Below are 15903 nucleotides of genomic sequence, written 5' to 3' on the forward strand. Positions count from 1 at the left end.
AGTCGGCGCGGGAGTGGCGGCCGGCGTTTGCTTCTTGCCGCCCAGCCAGGCGATCAGGTCGTCGAGGATCTTCATCGTGTTTGGCTCATCTATCAGATAGTGGGCGTTGTTGGGGTACTCGCGATACTCGGCGCCAGCGTACTTCTTGCTGACGAGACGCACGTCCTCGACGGGTGTCGTGCGATCAAGGGCGCCGCCCATGACCAGCATCGGCGCGGTGACCTTGCTGGCGTCGACATAGGCGGCCTTGTTCGGATCCTGGTGGGGCCGGGCCAGGTCGGCCAGCACGCGGCCGCTGTCGTAGACCATGGCGGCGTAGAGCGCGTCGTGGCGCTCCGGCGGCACGCTATTGGCGACGCCGAACTTGAAGCCGGTCTTCCACATCTTGCCGGCCTTGGTCTCGGGCTTGCCGGCCAGGGCCATGTTCAGGAAGGTGATCAGCGGCGCCAGCCTCGGCTTACCGCGCGCATCGGCGGGCGAGGCCGGGGCGAACAAGACGACGGCCGAGGCCAGGCCGGCCTCGGCGATCTTCTGGGCGATCAGGCCGCCCATCGAGTGACCCATCACGATCGGCTTCTTGCCGGTCTCCCGCGCCAGGGTCTGGGCGTAGGCCGCCATCTCGGCGACGTAGTCGGCCAGCGTCAGGCCCGCCAGACCGGCGCGAGGCCCATCGACGGTCCGCACCGCCGCCCGGATCGTCGGCGTCTCCACGCGATAGCCCTCGGCGCGCAGCCGGCCGGCGACGGGTCCCCACACGTCGCCTGCGCAGCCGTAGCCGTGAATCAACAGAACTGTTTCCACCACCGTTCTCCCCCCGCGCGAAGACCCGGAAATCAGGCCCCTCGCGCGAACCCCGCGAACGCGGCGACGACTGCTTCGTAGACGCCGCGTTTGAAAGGTACGATCAGTTCGGGTGCTTCGTCGAGCCTACCCCATCGCCAAGCGTCGAACTCGATGTGTTCGTCCGCCGCAAGATCGATCTCGGCCTCGTCCCCGACGAAGCGATAAGCGAACCAGACCTGCTTCTGACCGCGCCAGCCGCGCGAAGACTTGGGGTCGGCGAGAACCTCCGGCGGGAAGTCGTAGGTGATCCAGCCGGGCGTGCGCCCAAGCAGCTTGACCGACGTCACGCCGGTCTCCTCGGCCAGTTCGCGGCGGGCGGCGGCTTCGAGGTCCTCGCCGTCGTCGACCCCGCCTTGCGGGAACTGCCAGTTGTAGGGCGGCGCCTGCTTGTGGCGGCGTCCCAGCCAGACGCGGCCGTCCGGATGGAACAGCACGACGCCGACGTTCGGACGGTGCTGCGGATAGTCAGGCTCTGAACTCATGAGAGCCTTATTCCACAAGGCTTAGCGGTGCGCGAGGGCCGAGGCCGGCGCCAGCTGCAGGCCGCGCGCCTGCAGGCCGGCGGCCCAGAGGCGGACCTGGTTGATGGTCACCGGATAGGCGAAGCCCGAGCCGAGCGACTGGCCCCGGGCCGAGGCGCCGTTTTCCAGGGCGCGGAGCTGGGCGTCGATGGCGCTAGCCGACAGCTCGTCGTCGATCACCCGATCGGCCGAGGCGCGCGGGATCGACCCGCCGCGACGGGCGGCCAGGCCGTCGTCGATGAAGGCCAGGCCCCGCGCCTTCAGCACCGCGTTGAAGGTGGTCATCGCCTGGTCGTTGTCGACGAAGCGCGCGCCCAGATAGTTCGACAGGCCGAAATAGCCGGTGGCCCGCGACATCAGCCATTCCAGCTTGCGGACGGTGTCCTCGGGGCGGTTGGCGGCGATCAGGGTGTAGGGGCCAGGATCATTGGCCGGATAGTCCGCCGGCTCCATCGGCGTCTCCAGCAGCACCTCATGGCCATGCTCGCGGGCCAGGTCGATCCAGCCCTGCAGGCCCTCGGCGTAGGGCGCGAACGACAGGGTGACCTCGGCGGGCAGGGTCTCGATGGCCGCGCGGGTGGTCTGGGCGTTCAGGCCAAGGCCGCCGATGACGACCGAGACCTTGGGGCGACCATTGGGCGTGAAGGGGCGCGCATAGGCGTCGGCGGCGGTGCGGCCGTCGGCGGCGATGATCGGCAGGGGCGCGCCGCCGGGGCCGGGCGCGGTCAGGCCGGCGATGGGGGCCTGGGGCAGTCCGGGGCCTTTCTGGACGGGCGGCGGCGGTTGCTCGCCCTCGAAGGCCGGCTTTTCGCCCTCCTCGGCGGCGGTCGCCGGGAAGGGCGCGCGGGAGAGCTGGAGCTCGACGGGCTTCAGCGGCGCCTCGTGCGGGTCCTCGGCGGTCAAGGCTTCGCGCCAACCTTCGGGCGCGTTCTTGGTCGCGCCGATCTTGGTCAGCTCCAGCCGTACGACGGGGTTGCCGGCGTGGGGGTCGCTGGTCACCAGGACGAGGGTCGCCAGCGAGGCCAGGAACAGGCAGGCCGCGCCGCCGGCGCCGACATAGGGGTTGGCCAGGGCCGCGGCCAGCTTCCCGCGCAGCGCGGTCGACCCGCCGGATGCGGGCGTGGCGGCGGCGTAGGCGGGCTTGCGGGAAAACGTGGCGGCCATCGCCTCGCAGGCTAAGCGGAAGGCCCGAAGAGATGGTTAACAAGACGTCGCCAGCCGCCCGCCAGAGCGCGGCGCGACGCCGCACGGGCGCACGAAAACGCCGCCTTCGCGGAGGCGAGGCGGCGTTCCCTTAGCGCGAAGGTGGCGCGGATCTACTTCTTGTCGGTGGGCTGCGCCTTGGTCGCGGCGGCGGCCGCCTTGGCGGTGACCTCGGCGATCTTGGCGGCCGGCTTGGGCAGCTTGGGCGTGTTGGCGACGCCGCCGGCCTTCAGCACGGCCAGGGCCCGCTCCAGCTGGAAGTCGTCCTTCTTGTCGTCGAAGCCTGGCGGCGGCGCCTCGGCGGGCGCGTGCGGCGCGACGCGGGTCTTGCCCTCGTCGGCGTTCAAGGCGTTCTTGAAGCTGGCCTCGCTGAACCACACGCGGTTGGCGATGTCCTGGGCCTGGTCGCGGGTCTGGGCGACCTCGAGGTCAGGCGCGATGCCGGTCTTCTGGATCGAGCGGCCCGACGGCGTGAAGTAGCGCGCCGTCGTCAGCTTCAGGGCGCCGTCGGCCCCGCCGCGCAGCGGGATCACCGTCTGCACCGAGCCCTTGCCGAAGCTGGTGAGGCCGACGAGCTCGGCGCGATGACGGTCCTGCAGGGCGCCGGCGACGATTTCGGCCGCCGAGGCCGAGCCTTGGTTGATCAGGACGACCATCGGCAGGCCGTTCAGCGCGTCGCCGGGCTTGGCGTTGTAGCGTTGGATGTTGCGCGGGTCGCGGCCGCGCTGACTGACCACCTCGCCGCCGTCCAGGAACACGTCGGCGACGCCGACCGCCTGGTCGAGCAGGCCGCCCGGATTGTTGCGAAGATCCAGGATCAGACCCTTCATCTTCGGGTTCTTGGTCTTCAGCTCGTTGATCGAGGCGGTCAGGGCCTCGGTGGCCTTCTCGTTGAAGCCGGGCAGGCGGACATAGCCATAGTCGCCTTCCATGCGGGCGATGGCGGCCTTGGGCTTGATGATCTCGCGGACCAGCTTGACGTCGAACGGGTCGTTCTTGTCGCGGGCGATGGTTAGGGTGACCGGCTCGCCGGCCGGGCCGCGCATCTGCTTCACCGCCTCGTTGACGGTCAGGCCCAGCACGCTCTGGCCGTTGACGGCGGTGATATAGTCGCCGGCCTGCACGCCGGCGCGGGCGGCGGGGGTGCCGTCCATCGGCGAGATCACCTTGACCACGCCGTCCTCGCTGGTGACCTCCAGGCCCAGGCCGCCGTACTCGCCGCGGGTGGTGTCCTGCATGTCCTCGTAGCTGTCGGGCGACAGGTAGCCCGAGTGCGGGTCCAGGCTGGTCAGCATGCCGTCCAGCGCCGCCTCGATCAGCTTCTTGTCGTCGACCTCGGTGACGTACTGGTCCTCGACCGTGCCCAGCACGTCGCCGAACAGCTCGAGCAGCTTGTAGGTCTTGGTCTTGGGCGCGTTGTTCGCCTGGGCGATGGGGCTGATGTAGGCCATGGTCCCCGCGCCGAGGACGAAGGCGGAAACGCCGATGAGCAGATACTTGCGCATTAAGGCCCAGAAGGCTCCCTGGCGACGCGCGGCGTCGCAAACCAATTATAGCCCCGTCCAACCCGAACTTGTGATTGTCCGAAGACAGTCACATTACCGAAAAAGCCGCTTATCGCGACTCCTGTTTGAACCAGCGTTCCGGATCGGCCGGTTCGCCGTTCTCACGCACTTCCATATAGAGTTCCGGATCAGAGGATACATGGTCCGGCATCTTTCCGATCGGGGCGCCGGCCGCGACAGATTGTCCAGGCGCGGCGGTGATCTGGTCGAGGCCGGCCAGCACGATGTGATAGGCGCCCTGCGCTCGTAGAATGATCACCGCGCCCCATCCGTTCAGGGCCCCGGCGTACTCCACGGTTCCAGCGACGGGCGAGGTCACCGACAGGCCCTTGTCGGTCCGCAGGGTCAGGCCCGGCGCCTTGCCGCCGGCGGGCATCTCCTGGCCAAAGCGCCGGACGATGGCGCCGGCGACCGGCGCGCGCAGCGCCAGCGGTCCGGTCGCGGCCGAACGGCCCAGTCCGTCGCTGAGCGCGCCGAGGGTGCGCAGCTCGCTCTCCTGGGCCAGGGCTTCCTGGGCGTAGGCGCGCTCCAGCTGGGTCTTTTCGATGATCAGCCGCTCGATCTCGCCCTTGCGGTCGGCGACCACGCTTTCGGCGGTGAACAGCTCGGCCGAGGCGGCGGCGGCCTCGCGGCGCAACGTCCCGACGGCCGTGGCCTGTCGGGCGTAGGCCTCGGCGCGGTGTTGCAAGTCCGGCGTCATGGCGCGGATCAGGATCGCGGCGCGGACGGCGTCGCGAGCGTTGGCCGGCGAGACCAGAAGGGCCGGCGGCGGATCGCGGCGGAACAGCTGCAGCGCTGACAGCAGCCTGGCCAGCCGCTGCCGGTTCAGGCCCAGGTCGGCCAGGATGGCGCGTTCACGGGCGTTCAGGGTCTCCAGCCGGGCGCGCTTGGCGTCGACGTCGGCGCCGGCCGTGACGCGGGCGTGATCCAGCCGGTCGAGCTCGGCCCGCAGGTCCTCGATCTCTCGGCGGGTGTCGGCGGCCTCCTGGCGGTCCTTGGCGCGCTGCTCCATGGCGGCGCGATCGACGCTCTGCCAGGCGACCCCGGCCGTGGGGACGGCGAGCGCCAGGACGGCGAGGACGAGGACAAGACGCGAGGGGCGGCGAAGCATCGCGCCCTTACTAGACCTAATCCCGGTGATAGGGCGAGCCCGACAGGATGGTCGCGGCGCGATAGATCTGCTCGGCCAGCATCGCGCGGGCCAGGGCGTGCGGCCAGGTCTGCGGCCCGAAGGCCATGGTCTCGTTGGCGGTCGACAAGATCGAGGGATCCAGGCCGTCTGCGCCGCCGATCAGGAAGACCACGCGCCGGGTTCCGTCGTCGCGCAGCTTGGCCAGGTGATCGGCGAAGTCGCGGCTCTTGCGGACCTTGCCGTGCTCGTCGCAGGCGATGACGTGGGCGCCTTCGAGGTGGGGCCGCAGCACCTCGGCCTCGGCCGCCTTGCCGGGCTTGCGGGCCTCGACCTCGACGATCTCGACCGGGCCCAGCGCCAGGGCGCGGCCAGACGCCGTGGCGCGGGACGCATAGTCCAGGGCCAACTGCGCCTCGACCATGCGGCCGAGTTTTCCGACGGTGAGGATGGTGATCTTCATGAAGGCAAGCGTGGCGGCCGAAAGTGGAAACCGGGGTCGGCGCCCGCCACGCGCCAGGCAAAGAAGGGGCTCAAGGCCGCCACCCTTTCGTGAGGCGGCGGCCGAGCGTCATCGGAAGGATCAGTTCGCCGCCGTGCGGTGCGGGGCGTCGACCGCCCAGATCTTCTCGATATTGTAGAAGGCGCGCACTTCGGGGCGGAACAGGTGGATGACGACATCGCCGGCGTCGATCAGCACCCAGTCGCAGTGCGGCAGGCCTTCGACCCGCGCCTTGCCGAAGCCGTTTTCCTTCAGCGCCCGCAGGATGTGGTCGGCCAGGGCGCCGACGTGACGGTGCGAACGGCCCGACGCCACGATCAGGCTGTCGGCGACCGAGCTCTTGTCCGTCAGGTCGATGTGGACGATGTCCTGGGCCTTGTCGTCGTCCAGGCGGGACAGGATCAGGCGCTCCAGCGCCTTCACGTCGAGAACCGGACTCAGGCCGGGGGATTCAGTCGAGGACTCGGCGCCGGCCAAGCCTTCGTGCGCACCATGCGCGGGGTCGCTACGCAGCGTATTGCTCCTTATGGGGTCGCTGTGGATCGTCTCCATAGCACGGAATTGGGCGAAAAGTGAGAGGGCGCGTTCACGAAGCGCGATTTGGCCCCGCGCGGCGCGCTGAAGCTAGCGGCCCAGCTTGCCCTTTTGCCGCGCCCGCATCGCCGTCGAGGACGCGAAATTCAGCGGCCCGGTCAGATAGACCCAGGCCGGCGCGGTGGCGTCGGGCAGGCGGGACGCGGCGCTGGCCGGCCAGCGGGCGAAGGCGAAGCGACGGGCGGCCGGCGCCGTGCGGGCCTTCAGCGCGATCCAGGGCCGCGAGATCACCGCCACCGGAACCTCGCGCATGATCTGGGTCCAGCCGCGCCAGCGGTGGAAGCCCGCCAGGCTGTCGGCCCCCATCACCCACACGAACTTCACGCCCGGGAAGCGGGCCTTCAGCACCCGCAGGGTGTCGATCGTATATTGCGAGCCGAGGCGCGTTTCGGCGTCGGAGACAATCATGCCCGAGCCCCGCGCCCAGCGGCGGGCCTGCGCCATGCGTTCGGCCACGGGCTTGGTCTCGTGCGAGGACTTCAGCGGATTCTGCGGCGAGACCAGCCAGATGACGCGATCCAGCTCCAGACGACGCATAGCGGTCTCGGCCACGTGGGCGTGGCCCTCGTGCGCCGGGTTGAAGCTGCCGCCGAACAGGCCGACGCGCATGCCCGGCTCCAGGTGGAAGCCAAGGCGCTGCGCAGCGGGCCGGCCGGCGTCAGGGACGAGTCTGGCCGGTCCCGCGAACCACATATTTGAACGTCGTCAGTTGCTCGGCCCCCACCGGACCGCGGGCGTGTAGCTTGTCAGTGGCGATGCCGATCTCGGCCCCGAAGCCGAACTCGCCGCCGTCGGCGAACTGGGTCGAGGCGTTGACCAGCACGATGGCGCTGTCGACCGCCGCGACGAAGGCCTCGGCGGCGGCCGCGTCCTCGGTGACGATCGCGTCGGTGTGGCCCGAGCCAAACGTCGCGATGTGCTGGGCCGCGCCCTCGACGCCGTCGACCACGGCCACGGCCAGGATCGCGGCGAGGTATTCGGTGGTCCAGTCGTCCGCCGTCGCGGCCTTCATGGCCGGGACGATCGCGCGGGCGGCGTCGTCGCCGCGCAGCTCACAGCCGGCCGCCGCCAGCGCCTGCGCGATCGGCGGCAGCAGCTTGTCGGCGGCGGCCTTGTCGACCAGCAGGGTCTCGGCCGCGCCGCAGACCGACACGCGGCGCAGCTTGGCGTTGACCACGATGTCCGTGGCCTTCTTCACGTCGGCGGCGGCGTGGACGAAGACGTGGTTCAGGCCCTCAAGGTGGCCCAGCACCGGGGCGCGGGCCTCGGCCTGGACGCGGGCGACCAGGCTCTTGCCGCCGCGCGGGATGATCAGGTCGATCGAGCGGTCCAGGCCCTGCAGGATCATGCCGACGGCGGCGCGGTCCGGCGTCTTCACCGCCTGCACCGCGCCGGCGGGCAGGCCGGCCGCCTCCAGGCCGCGCTCGATGGCCGCGTGAAGCGCGAGGTTCGAGGCGATGCACTCCGACCCGCCGCGCAGGATCACGGCGTTGCCCGAGCGCACGCACAGCGCCGCCGCGTCGGCGGTCACGTTTGGGCGGCTCTCATAGATCATGGCGATTACGCCGATCGGCGTACGCACGCGGCTGATGTCGAGGCCATTGGGCCGCGTCCAGCGCGAGGTCGCCACGCCCAGCGGATCGGGGATCTCGGAGACAGCCTCGACGCCGGCGGCGACGCCTTCCAGGCGCTTTTCGTCCAGGGCCAGGCGATCGAGCATGGGGCCCGAGACGCCATTGGCCTTGGCCCGCGCCAGGTCCTCGGCGTTCGCCGCCAGGATGGCCGGCGCGGCCTTGCGGATTTCGGCGGCCATCGCGCGGATGGCGGCGGTGCGCTGCTCTGGCGAGGCCAGGCGCAGGGCGCGCGCGCCCTCGCGGGCCGTCCGGCCCATGTCCGCCATCGTCGCCTGCAAGCCCGCGCCCGCGTCGTCCATGTTCGCTCGTCCCCGCATTCTTATGCTCAGGTTGAGCCTTACCTAGGCGTTTTCTGGACGGGATGAAACCGGCTTCGTCTGAAAGCGGAGGGAGTTTTGGTGGAGGCGCATTCGAGCAACTCACACCCAAACACCTCCATCGGTACAAGCCGCGCGGCGAAGCGCCGCCCTAAGGTCGGACATGGCGCCGGCGATCGTCGGGGCCTGACCCCGTTCCCGCTGCGGCGGTCTCCCGGAGATCTGCGGCATGCTCAAGACCTTGATGATCAGCGCGACGGCTTCCGCCTTGGTCGCCGTGGGCGGCCTCTTCGCCGTCGCGCCGGCGTCTGCCGCGCCCGTCCTGGTATGTCGTCTCGGCCGACGATCGCGCCTTGAGCCCGGCCCTGCAGCGCGACCTGGCCAAGAAGCTGAACGCCAAGACCACGGTCCTGTCGTCGAGCCACCACTCGATCCTGTCGCATCCCAAGGAGATCGCCGCGGTCATCGAGGACGCGGTCAAGGCTGTGCAAGCTCAGGACCGCTGACTCCCGCGCGCCCGCGTTCCGAGGGCTAGACCCGAAAGGGTGGGCCTCGGCCCACCTGACGAGATTGAGAGACGGTGGCGAAGGGGCGACGTTCGCCATGACGGCCGCGAAAGCATGACGTCTTCGCGGGCAAGGAAGGCGCGTCCCATGCATTGCGACAAGGCCTATGATCGGCGCGAGGATCCTATGGGGCGGGACCGAGTGGTCCGGCTCCAGGACCATCGCGCGGACTCCAGCGAGATCCCGCCCGAGATCGCGGTCATCCTCTCCAGCGTCGAGGACGGCCTAAGTCGTCTAAGGCGGCCCGATCCGGATCTGGACGGGGGGCGGGATCTGCTGTGCGTGATCGCGGCGGCGGTGGGCGCCGCCACCGAACGCGATCCCTGGGCGGCCGAAAGGCCTCGCGGCGTTGTCGATACGTCGGTCCCGGATTTACCCGAGATCGCGAGGGGCGGCCTATCACTATGGCAGCGAAAGCGGGCTGTCGGCATGATGGCGAGGCTGGACCAGGACGCGCCGACGGTGTCGGAACTCGCGGCCGCCTGCCGCCTTTCCAACGGCTATTTCATCAAGGCCTTCAAGCAGACCTTCGGCGCCACGCCGCGGCGCTGGCGGCTGCTGCTCCGGGTCGAGCAGGCTAAAAACCTGCTCGTGTCCAACGATCTCACCATCGCCGAGATCGCCTTGACCTGCGGTTTCGCGGACCAGAGCCACTTGACCCGGGTGTTTGGCCAGATCGTGGGTGTGCCGCCGGCGCGCTGGAGGCGGAGATCCGTCGACATCACCGAGATGGCGACGAATCCGGCAGCGCTTCCGGCCTACGCCGCGTCCCAGCGATAGGCCTTGTCCAGCCAGTCGCCGATCCGGCCGTCGGGGCGGGCCAGGCCGTGGATCTCGGCCATCTCCTTGTCCGACAGCTCGAAGTCGAGGATGTCGAAGTTCTCCTCGACCCGCTTCGGGTTGCTGGTGCGGGGGATGGCGATGATCCCCTGCTGGATGATCCAGCGCAGGGTGACCTGGCCGGGCGTCTTGCCGTGGGCGCGGCCGATGTCGATCAGCAGTGGATCCTGGGCGACCTTGCCTTGGGCCAGCGGCGACCAGGCGGTGATCGAGACGCCCAGGGCGTCGGCCTTGGCCTTCAGGGTCTTCAAGGAAAGATAGGGGTGATACTCGACCTGGTCGGTGGCGATCGGGGCGTCCGACAGCTTGGCGGCCTCTTCCAGCTGGGCCGACGGGAAGTTCGACAGGCCGATGGCGCGGGTCCAGCCCTTGGCGCGGACCTCGTTGAGGGCGCCCAGCGTCTCGGCCAGCGGCACGTCGGGCTTGGGCCAGTGCAGCAGCAGGAGGTCGACATGGTCGAGGCCCAGCTTCTCCAGGCTGATCTCGGCGGAGCGCTGCAGGTCGCCGTCGGCGAACTGGTCGATCCAGACCTTGGTGGTGACGAAAAGCTCGTCGCGCTTGATCCCGCTGTTCTTGATCGCCGCGCCGACGTCCTGCTCGTTGCCATAGATCTGGGCGGTGTCGATGTGGCGGTAGCCGACCTCCAGGGCCTTCTCGACCAGCGGGACGGCGGTTCCGTTCTCCAGCTGCCAGGTGCCAAAGCCGATCGCGGGCATCAGGACGTCGCCGGAGCGGACGGCGGGGACGAGCTTGGACATCGAGAACTCCGAGAAAAGGCGGTCAGGCGGATAGGGGAGCGGGCTTGGCCGGCGCCATTCTAATCCGAACGCGCAACAGGGCGACGAAGATCAGGCAGACGAGAGCGAATGCAACGCCCATCTGGACGATCGTCAGCAGAACGGCGGGATAGCCGCGCTTGGTCACGTCCATGAAGGGATACGGATAGAAGCTTGAGAGCGCGCCGTGGGCCAGGGTCCAGGCGCCGAACAGGGCCGGGAAGGCCATCGACTTGAGCGCCGCGATCCAGCGCGCCTCGCCCTGGCCGCCGCGCAGAGCCAGATCCAGCAGGAAGGCGGCCGGCGTGATCGTGTGGTTGAGCGTGGTGGCCACGAGGCGCAGGCCTTGCGGGTCCCAGGTGTGGGCCAGCATCGTGTGATAGACCACGGCGGTGATCGCCAGATAGGTCGCGATCGCCGCGCGAGGACCGGCCTTCTCCGACCACAACGCCAGCCGGCTGTCCGGCGCGATCAGCGGCGCGGCCAGGGCGATGGCCGCCAGGGCGTTCGACAGGATCGTGAAATAGCTGAAGAACTCCACGGTCTTGGCCGGCAGGGTCGCGAGGGTCTCGTCATAGGCCATCAGGCCGTACTGCAGCAGCGGCCCCGAGGCGGCGATCAGCGCGATCAGGACGCGCCAGGCCTTGGTCTTGTCGATCATGCGGCTCCCGTCGCTCGGCTTTCGTCCCAGGCCTTCAGCACCGTCTTGGGGGCGGTCGCCCGCCACTGGCGCAGCACCAGTCCCTCAACGGTTCCAGGATGAGCGCCGGCCAGGCGGATCAGGACGTAGGGATAGTTGCGGAAATGGTCGGTGAAGTGAAAGACGGCGGGCTCGGCCTCGATCAGCATCTCGCGCTCTTCGAACGGCACGCCGGGACAGACCAGGCTCTCGCCGTCCTCGAACAGTCGGGTCAGGAACTTGCCGTGCGCCTTCAGGCACGGGCGACCGTAGGCGGTCCCGTATTCGACGCCCGGCAGGCGCAGGGCGAAGGCGGCAATGTCGTCATAGGTCATGGGCAACCCCTCGGCGGCGCGACTATATGTGGGTCATGGACTTCGACAACACCCTCAAGACGCCTGTCCTGGTGCTGGGCGCGACCAGCCTGATCGGCGGCCACCTGATGGCCCGGCTGGCGGACGAGGGCGTCGATCCCGTCGCCATCAGTCGCCGCCCGCCCGGCGGCGACGCCTGCTGGGTCGACGCCGACCTGACCGATCCGGACGTGGAGGCGCGCCTGCCGCCCGCGGCGACGGTGTTCTCGCTGTCGCCGATCTGGCTGTTGCCGGCCTTGTTGCCCAGCCTGAAGGCGCGGGGCATGGTCCGACTGATCGCCTTCTCCTCGACCAGCCGCTTCACCAAGGTCGACTCGCCCGAGCCCGGCGAGCGCGCGGTGGCCAAGGCGCTGATCGACGCCGAGCAGGCGATCGAGACCTGGTGCGCGGCTCACGGCGTCGCCTGGACGATCCTGCGTCCAACCCTGATCTATGACGAAGGCCATGACGAAAACGTCAGCCGCATCGCGCGCCTGGTCCGACGCTTCCACGTGATGCCGCTGTCGGGACGCGGAGAGGGGCTGCGCCAGCCGGTGCACGCGGCGGACCTGGCGGTCGGCGCTCTGGCGGCGGCGAAGGCGTCGGCCGCGCGGAACCGGGCCTATGATCTGGTCGGCGGCGAGACGGTGACCTATCGCGTCATGGTCGACCGCATCTTCCAGGGCCTGGGCAAGACGCCGCGCTCCCTGCCGATGCCGACCTGGCTGTTCGCCCTGCTGATGCGGCTGGCCAAGCCCTTCTATCCCGGCGCCACCGCGGCGATGGGGACGCGCATGGGCCAGGACCTGACGTTCGATTCGTCCGACGCCACGCGGGATTTCGGCTGGAGCCCGAGGGCGTTCCATCCGCGGTTCTAATCCGCGTCGGCGAGGACCATCGCGAAGGGCGTCAGGGCGCCGTCCCGCTCGATATAGCCGCTGACCAGCTTGCGGTCGGGCGGCAGGACGCCGAGGTCGATCTCCTCGGTGGGGAAGACCACGGTGCGGCGGTCGCCGACGCAGACCACCAGCTCGTAGCCGTCCAGCGCCCGGCGCGACATCGCCTTGATGTAGGAAAAGTACGGTTCGCGCCGCCAGGCGGCGGGCTTGCCCGGGTCGACCACGACGTTCAGCCGCTTGCCGTCGCGGTCGGAATACATGACGAACCCGGCCTTGTCGGGCCGCCATTCGTCGCCCAGGCGCGACGAGGTCAGCCACAGGCACTCGAAAGCCCGGCAGGCGGCGGGCCGGTCCGCATAGAAGCCGCAACCGCCGCCTTTCCGGAAGTGGCCGCACCAGACGCCGTCGGGCTTGTCCAGCGCCTCGATGGCCAGGACCTTGCAGCACAGGCCGCAGGACCCGCAGCTCTTGTCCGCCGTCATCGCCTCGCCCCCGTCGGCCCCCGATCGTCAGGAAGCGGACATTAGCGGCGCTGTGCGACGGTTTGATGCGGCGGTAAGTCCGCCTTAGGTCGGGCAGGCCACGCGCGTCATGGCGTAGGCGGCGAAAGGCGCGTCCTTGTCGCCGGCGCGGGCGACGATGCTCCAGGACAACTTGCCGCCGTCCAGCCGCCAGCGATTGACGAAGGCCGCGTCCGGATAGGGATAGGTAATGTCGAAGCCGCCGGGGACCGCCTCGCCCTTGCCGACGGCGGTGAAGTCGCCGCCGAAGCTGTCGGCCCAGAAGCCGGAGACGCCCGTCGCCGGGCCATCCTTGGGCGCGGGGCCCCGACCGGCCAGGATCAGGTGGGCGGCGTAGCGGTCGGCGGGATCGGCCTTGGCGCGGCTGTCGGCGTCGACGGTCACCAGGGTTCCGAGCCCAGCAGGCTTCACGGCCAGGGTGATGTCGACCGGCTTGCCCATTACCTCGCCGGCGCCGCGCCAGCAGCCCTCGAGCGCCTTGACCGCGACGGGGATCGGCGCCGGCGGCGGATCCTCGGCCCGCGCGGTCCCGGTCATTCCCAGCAGCGCGACATCCGCCAACAAAGCCCGCATATCATCCCCCCTCGAAAGGCCTGGGCGGCGAACCGATCGCGATTCGCCGCGTTGGCCTATTCCGCGCCCGTGGCGCTCCACACGCCCAGTTCGTTGCCGGACGGGTCGGTGAAGTGGAAGCGACGGCCACCGGGGAAGCTGAAGATCGGGGCGGTGATCGTCCCGCCGGCCTTCTCGACCTTGTCCAGCATGGCCTCCAGGTCGTGCGCGTACAGGATCACCAGCGGGCGGTCGCTGGCGCCTTCCTGCGGCCTGGCGAAGCCGCCGTCCGAACCCTCGCCCTCGAAGGCGGCGTAGTCGGGGCCGTAGTCGACAAAGCTCCAGCCGAAGGCGGCCGAATAGAAAGCCTTGGTGGCCGGCAGGTCGCCGGCGGGCCACTCGATATAGTCGATCTTGCCGTCCTCGCGCATGGCGATCTCCTCAGATAATGTTCTTTGTTTGTTCTAGTTTGCTGTTACGGCAGAGTCCAGACGCTGGTGCGCTTGACGGCCAGGTCCTCGAGCTCGCGGGTCGTGGGCACCTGGTACTCGGCCAGCTTCTCAAGCCCGTCCTTGGGAAAGTAGGTGCGACCCGGATCGCCGATCAGCACGCGGGCGCCCGTCGCGCGCCCCTGTCCCAGCCAGGCCATGACCGCCTCGGCCATCGGCCGCTCGTAGCAGATGTCGCCGGCCAGCAGGACGTCGGCCGGCGGTGGCGGGGCGTCCAGCAGGTTCTGGTCGGTGAAGCCGATCTCGACGCCGTTGGCGTCGGCGTTCAAGCCCACCGCAGCCTCGCAGAAGACGTCGATGTCGGTCGCCAGCACGCGCGCCGCGCCCGCCTTCATCGCCGCCACAGCGACGATGCCCGAGCCCGTCGCGAAGTCGATCACCCGCTTGCCGGCGACGATCTCGGGATGGTCGAGGACGTAGCGCGCCAGGGCCTGGCCGCCCGCCCAGGCGAAGGCCCAGAACGGCGGCGGCAGGCCGATCTCCTCCAGCGCCTCCTCGGTCAGCTTCCAGATCGGCGTCACCTCGTCGGCGAGATGCAGGGAAAGCTCCGGCGTATGCGGCGGCGCCTGCAGGCGGGTGTTGTCGCGAATGAAAGCCCGGCGGCCTTCCAGGGTCTGGACGATCATGGACGGCGTTAGAGCACGCCCGGCCTCAGGCGGCGACCGCTTTGCTCGATGCGGCCTTCAGCACCGACAGGTAGCCCGGCGCGGTCAGCATGCCCTTCGTCAGGCCCTTCTTCTCCAGCAGCCGGTGCGCCAGGGGCAGGTTCCAGCACGGGGTGTGCATGAACAGGTGGTGCTCGGCGTGGAAGTTGACGTGGTAGGGCGCGATCAGGGCGCGCTCGATCCAGTTGGCGCGGGTGGTGCGGGCGTGGCGGAAGGGATCCGGCTCGTCCTTGGCCACCAGGGCGTGCTCGGCGATGTTGCGCAGGCGCGTGACCAGCGGGAACCAGGTGGCCATCGGCACGATCCACAGCGCCAGCCAAGCCCACCAGAGACCGAAGGCCGAGAGCACGGCCAGGATGCCGAGGTTCCACAGCAGGAACGGCGTCTGGCGCGCGACTTCTCCGGCGACGATCGCGCCCTTGGGCGTATCGCCCTTGGCCTTGCCCAGCAGAAAACCGAAGCGCTGCTTGAAGAAGGTCTGGCCGGTCAGGTCGCGGATCATCTTCCGGCGCAGCGAGGCGGCGGTGGTCGGGAAGGGCGCGGACAGGACGAGGTCCGGATCCTCGGCCTGCTGGGCGTACTTGTGGTGGGTCAGGTGATAGGGGCGGTAGCGCGCCAGCGAGGCGCCGATCGGCGCGGCGCACAGCCACTCGCCCAGCCAGTCATTGACCTTCAGATTGGGGTGCAGCCCACCGTGCGCGGCCTCGTGCATCAGGATCGCCAGGCCCAGCTGCCGCGCGCCGATCAGCATCACCGCGAGCACGTAGGTCAGCGGATTGGGAAAGGCCACGAACAGGGCCCCGGCCGCGACGATCACCGCCCAAGCGTGGGCGACCATCGCGATCCCGCGCCAGGACGAGCGCGCGGAAATGCGCGTCCATTCGTCGGGCGTGAACAGGTCCTGCGGTTTGACGCGGGCGGCGACGGCCATGGAACGGATCATCGCACATTCAGCTTAGGCCCGACAGGATGACCCGACGTCACGAGTTTCCGGAGGTTTCGATGCGCCGTCTGATCACCGCTCTTCTGCTTGTCGCCGCGGCCGCGACGCCCGCCGCCGCGGCCAGCTTCGACTGCGGCAAGGCGCGGACCGCCGACGAGCGCGCCATCTGCGCCGACCGCGCGCTGAACGACCAGGACGTGCGCGTCGACCAGCTGTACGGCATCACGCGCCACCTCGTGCCGATGGGCGGGCGCGACGCGATCATGGGCGACCAGCGCGCCTGGCTGAAGAA

The 15903-nt window shown here is 69.7% G+C and carries 20 protein-coding genes and 1 pseudogene; 4 read left to right on the forward strand and 17 right to left on the reverse strand.

Annotated features, from left to right (window positions below; all coding sequences use genetic code 11):
* The 9 genes from AX690_RS00780 to AX690_RS00820 form a co-directional block, all read right to left on the reverse strand.
* The coding region (locus tag AX690_RS00780; RefSeq protein WP_156449514.1) for an alpha/beta hydrolase at positions 1–804 on the reverse strand (804 nt) is incomplete at its 3' end.
* Between the two features lie 29 nt (positions 805–833).
* Positions 834–1325 (reverse strand): RNA pyrophosphohydrolase, encoded by a 492-nt coding sequence (locus AX690_RS00785; protein ID WP_066685708.1) that lies wholly within the window; start codon positions 1323–1325, stop codon positions 834–836.
* 21 nt (positions 1326–1346) lie between these two features.
* Complete coding sequence (locus AX690_RS00790; protein WP_066685706.1) at positions 1347–2528, reverse strand: divergent polysaccharide deacetylase family protein; 1182 nt, start codon at positions 2526–2528, stop codon at positions 1347–1349.
* A 152-nt stretch (positions 2529–2680) separates the two neighbouring features.
* Positions 2681–4072, reverse strand: a complete 1392-nt coding sequence (locus tag AX690_RS00795) for a S41 family peptidase (RefSeq protein WP_066685700.1) — start codon at positions 4070–4072, stop codon at positions 2681–2683.
* 109 nt (positions 4073–4181) lie between these two features.
* Positions 4182–5243, reverse strand: coding sequence for a murein hydrolase activator EnvC (locus AX690_RS00800; protein ID WP_066685698.1), 1062 nt, complete (start codon positions 5241–5243; stop codon positions 4182–4184).
* Between the two features lie 16 nt (positions 5244–5259).
* Positions 5260–5724 carry a 23S rRNA (pseudouridine(1915)-N(3))-methyltransferase RlmH gene (gene rlmH / locus AX690_RS00805; RefSeq protein ID WP_066685697.1) on the reverse strand — a complete coding sequence of 155 codons (465 nt, stop codon included), beginning with the start codon at positions 5722–5724 and terminating at the stop codon, positions 5260–5262.
* A 120-nt stretch (positions 5725–5844) separates the two neighbouring features.
* Positions 5845–6276, reverse strand: coding sequence for a ribosome silencing factor (gene rsfS, locus AX690_RS00810; protein ID WP_197426741.1), 432 nt, complete (start codon positions 6274–6276; stop codon positions 5845–5847).
* 111 nt (positions 6277–6387) lie between these two features.
* Entirely contained in the window at positions 6388–7050 is a 663-nt protein-coding gene (locus AX690_RS00815; RefSeq protein ID WP_066685696.1) for a nicotinate-nucleotide adenylyltransferase, read from the reverse strand.
* Complete coding sequence (locus tag AX690_RS00820; RefSeq protein ID WP_066685695.1) at positions 7016–8290, reverse strand: glutamate-5-semialdehyde dehydrogenase; 1275 nt, start codon at positions 8288–8290, stop codon at positions 7016–7018. Before AX690_RS00820 ends, AX690_RS00815 begins: the two co-directional genes overlap by 35 nt.
* A 287-nt stretch (positions 8291–8577) precedes the next feature.
* On the opposite strand from AX690_RS00820, the pseudogene AX690_RS24075 reads away from it, so the two are divergent.
* Both AX690_RS24075 and AX690_RS00825 read left to right on the forward strand, forming a co-directional pair.
* Positions 8578–8814 (forward strand): annotated as a pseudogene (locus AX690_RS24075) (hypothetical protein); the annotation flags it as partial.
* A gap of 147 nt (positions 8815–8961) precedes the next feature.
* The gene (locus AX690_RS00825) at positions 8962–9654 is read left to right on the forward strand and encodes an AraC family transcriptional regulator (protein WP_066685693.1); all 693 of its coding nucleotides are present in this window, start codon (positions 8962–8964) and stop codon (positions 9652–9654) included.
* On the opposite strand, the gene AX690_RS00830 is transcribed toward AX690_RS00825, so the two are convergent.
* The 3 genes from AX690_RS00830 to AX690_RS00840 are packed head-to-tail and all read right to left on the reverse strand — an operon-like array spanning position 9633 to position 11510.
* Positions 9633–10472, reverse strand: a complete 840-nt coding sequence (locus AX690_RS00830) for an aldo/keto reductase (RefSeq protein WP_066685692.1) — start codon at positions 10470–10472, stop codon at positions 9633–9635. The two genes, AX690_RS00825 and AX690_RS00830, sit on opposite strands and share 22 nt — an antisense overlap.
* Before the next feature lie 22 nt (positions 10473–10494).
* Entirely contained in the window at positions 10495–11151 is a 657-nt protein-coding gene (locus AX690_RS00835; RefSeq protein WP_066685690.1) for a Pr6Pr family membrane protein, read from the reverse strand.
* Positions 11148–11510 (reverse strand): MmcQ/YjbR family DNA-binding protein, encoded by a 363-nt coding sequence (locus AX690_RS00840; protein ID WP_066685688.1) that lies wholly within the window; start codon positions 11508–11510, stop codon positions 11148–11150. Before AX690_RS00840 ends, AX690_RS00835 begins: the two co-directional genes overlap by 4 nt.
* Positions 11511–11539: 29 nt before the next feature.
* On the opposite strand from AX690_RS00840, the gene AX690_RS00845 reads away from it, so the two are divergent.
* Positions 11540–12400 carry an NAD(P)-dependent oxidoreductase gene (locus AX690_RS00845; RefSeq protein ID WP_066685712.1) on the forward strand — a complete coding sequence of 287 codons (861 nt, stop codon included), beginning with the start codon at positions 11540–11542 and terminating at the stop codon, positions 12398–12400.
* Here AX690_RS00845 and AX690_RS00850 read toward each other — a convergent pair.
* From AX690_RS00850 to AX690_RS00870, 5 genes are all read right to left on the reverse strand, one after another.
* Positions 12397–12903: a hypothetical protein gene (locus tag AX690_RS00850; protein ID WP_066685687.1), complete on the reverse strand. Its 507-nt coding sequence runs from the start codon at positions 12901–12903 to the stop codon at positions 12397–12399. The genes AX690_RS00845 and AX690_RS00850 overlap by 4 nt on opposite strands.
* Before the next feature lie 84 nt (positions 12904–12987).
* Positions 12988–13515: a hypothetical protein gene (locus tag AX690_RS00855; RefSeq protein WP_066685686.1), complete on the reverse strand. Its 528-nt coding sequence runs from the start codon at positions 13513–13515 to the stop codon at positions 12988–12990.
* Between the two features lie 56 nt (positions 13516–13571).
* Entirely contained in the window at positions 13572–13925 is a 354-nt protein-coding gene (locus AX690_RS00860) for a VOC family protein (RefSeq protein ID WP_066685684.1), read from the reverse strand.
* Positions 13926–13969: 44 nt separating this feature from the next.
* Positions 13970–14629, reverse strand: a complete 660-nt coding sequence (locus AX690_RS00865; protein WP_066685683.1) for a methyltransferase — start codon at positions 14627–14629, stop codon at positions 13970–13972.
* 25 nt (positions 14630–14654) lie between these two features.
* Positions 14655–15599 carry a fatty acid desaturase family protein gene (locus AX690_RS00870; protein ID WP_066685710.1) on the reverse strand — a complete coding sequence of 315 codons (945 nt, stop codon included), beginning with the start codon at positions 15597–15599 and terminating at the stop codon, positions 14655–14657.
* 71 nt (positions 15600–15670) lie between these two features.
* Here AX690_RS00870 and AX690_RS00875 point away from each other — a divergent pair.
* On the forward strand, positions 15671–15903 hold a 233-nt coding region (locus AX690_RS00875), incomplete at its 3' end, for a lysozyme inhibitor LprI family protein (RefSeq protein WP_066730183.1).

It is taken from the genome of Caulobacter sp. CCH9-E1 (assembly GCF_001556515.1).
GTDB lineage: Bacteria > Pseudomonadota > Alphaproteobacteria > Caulobacterales > Caulobacteraceae > Caulobacter.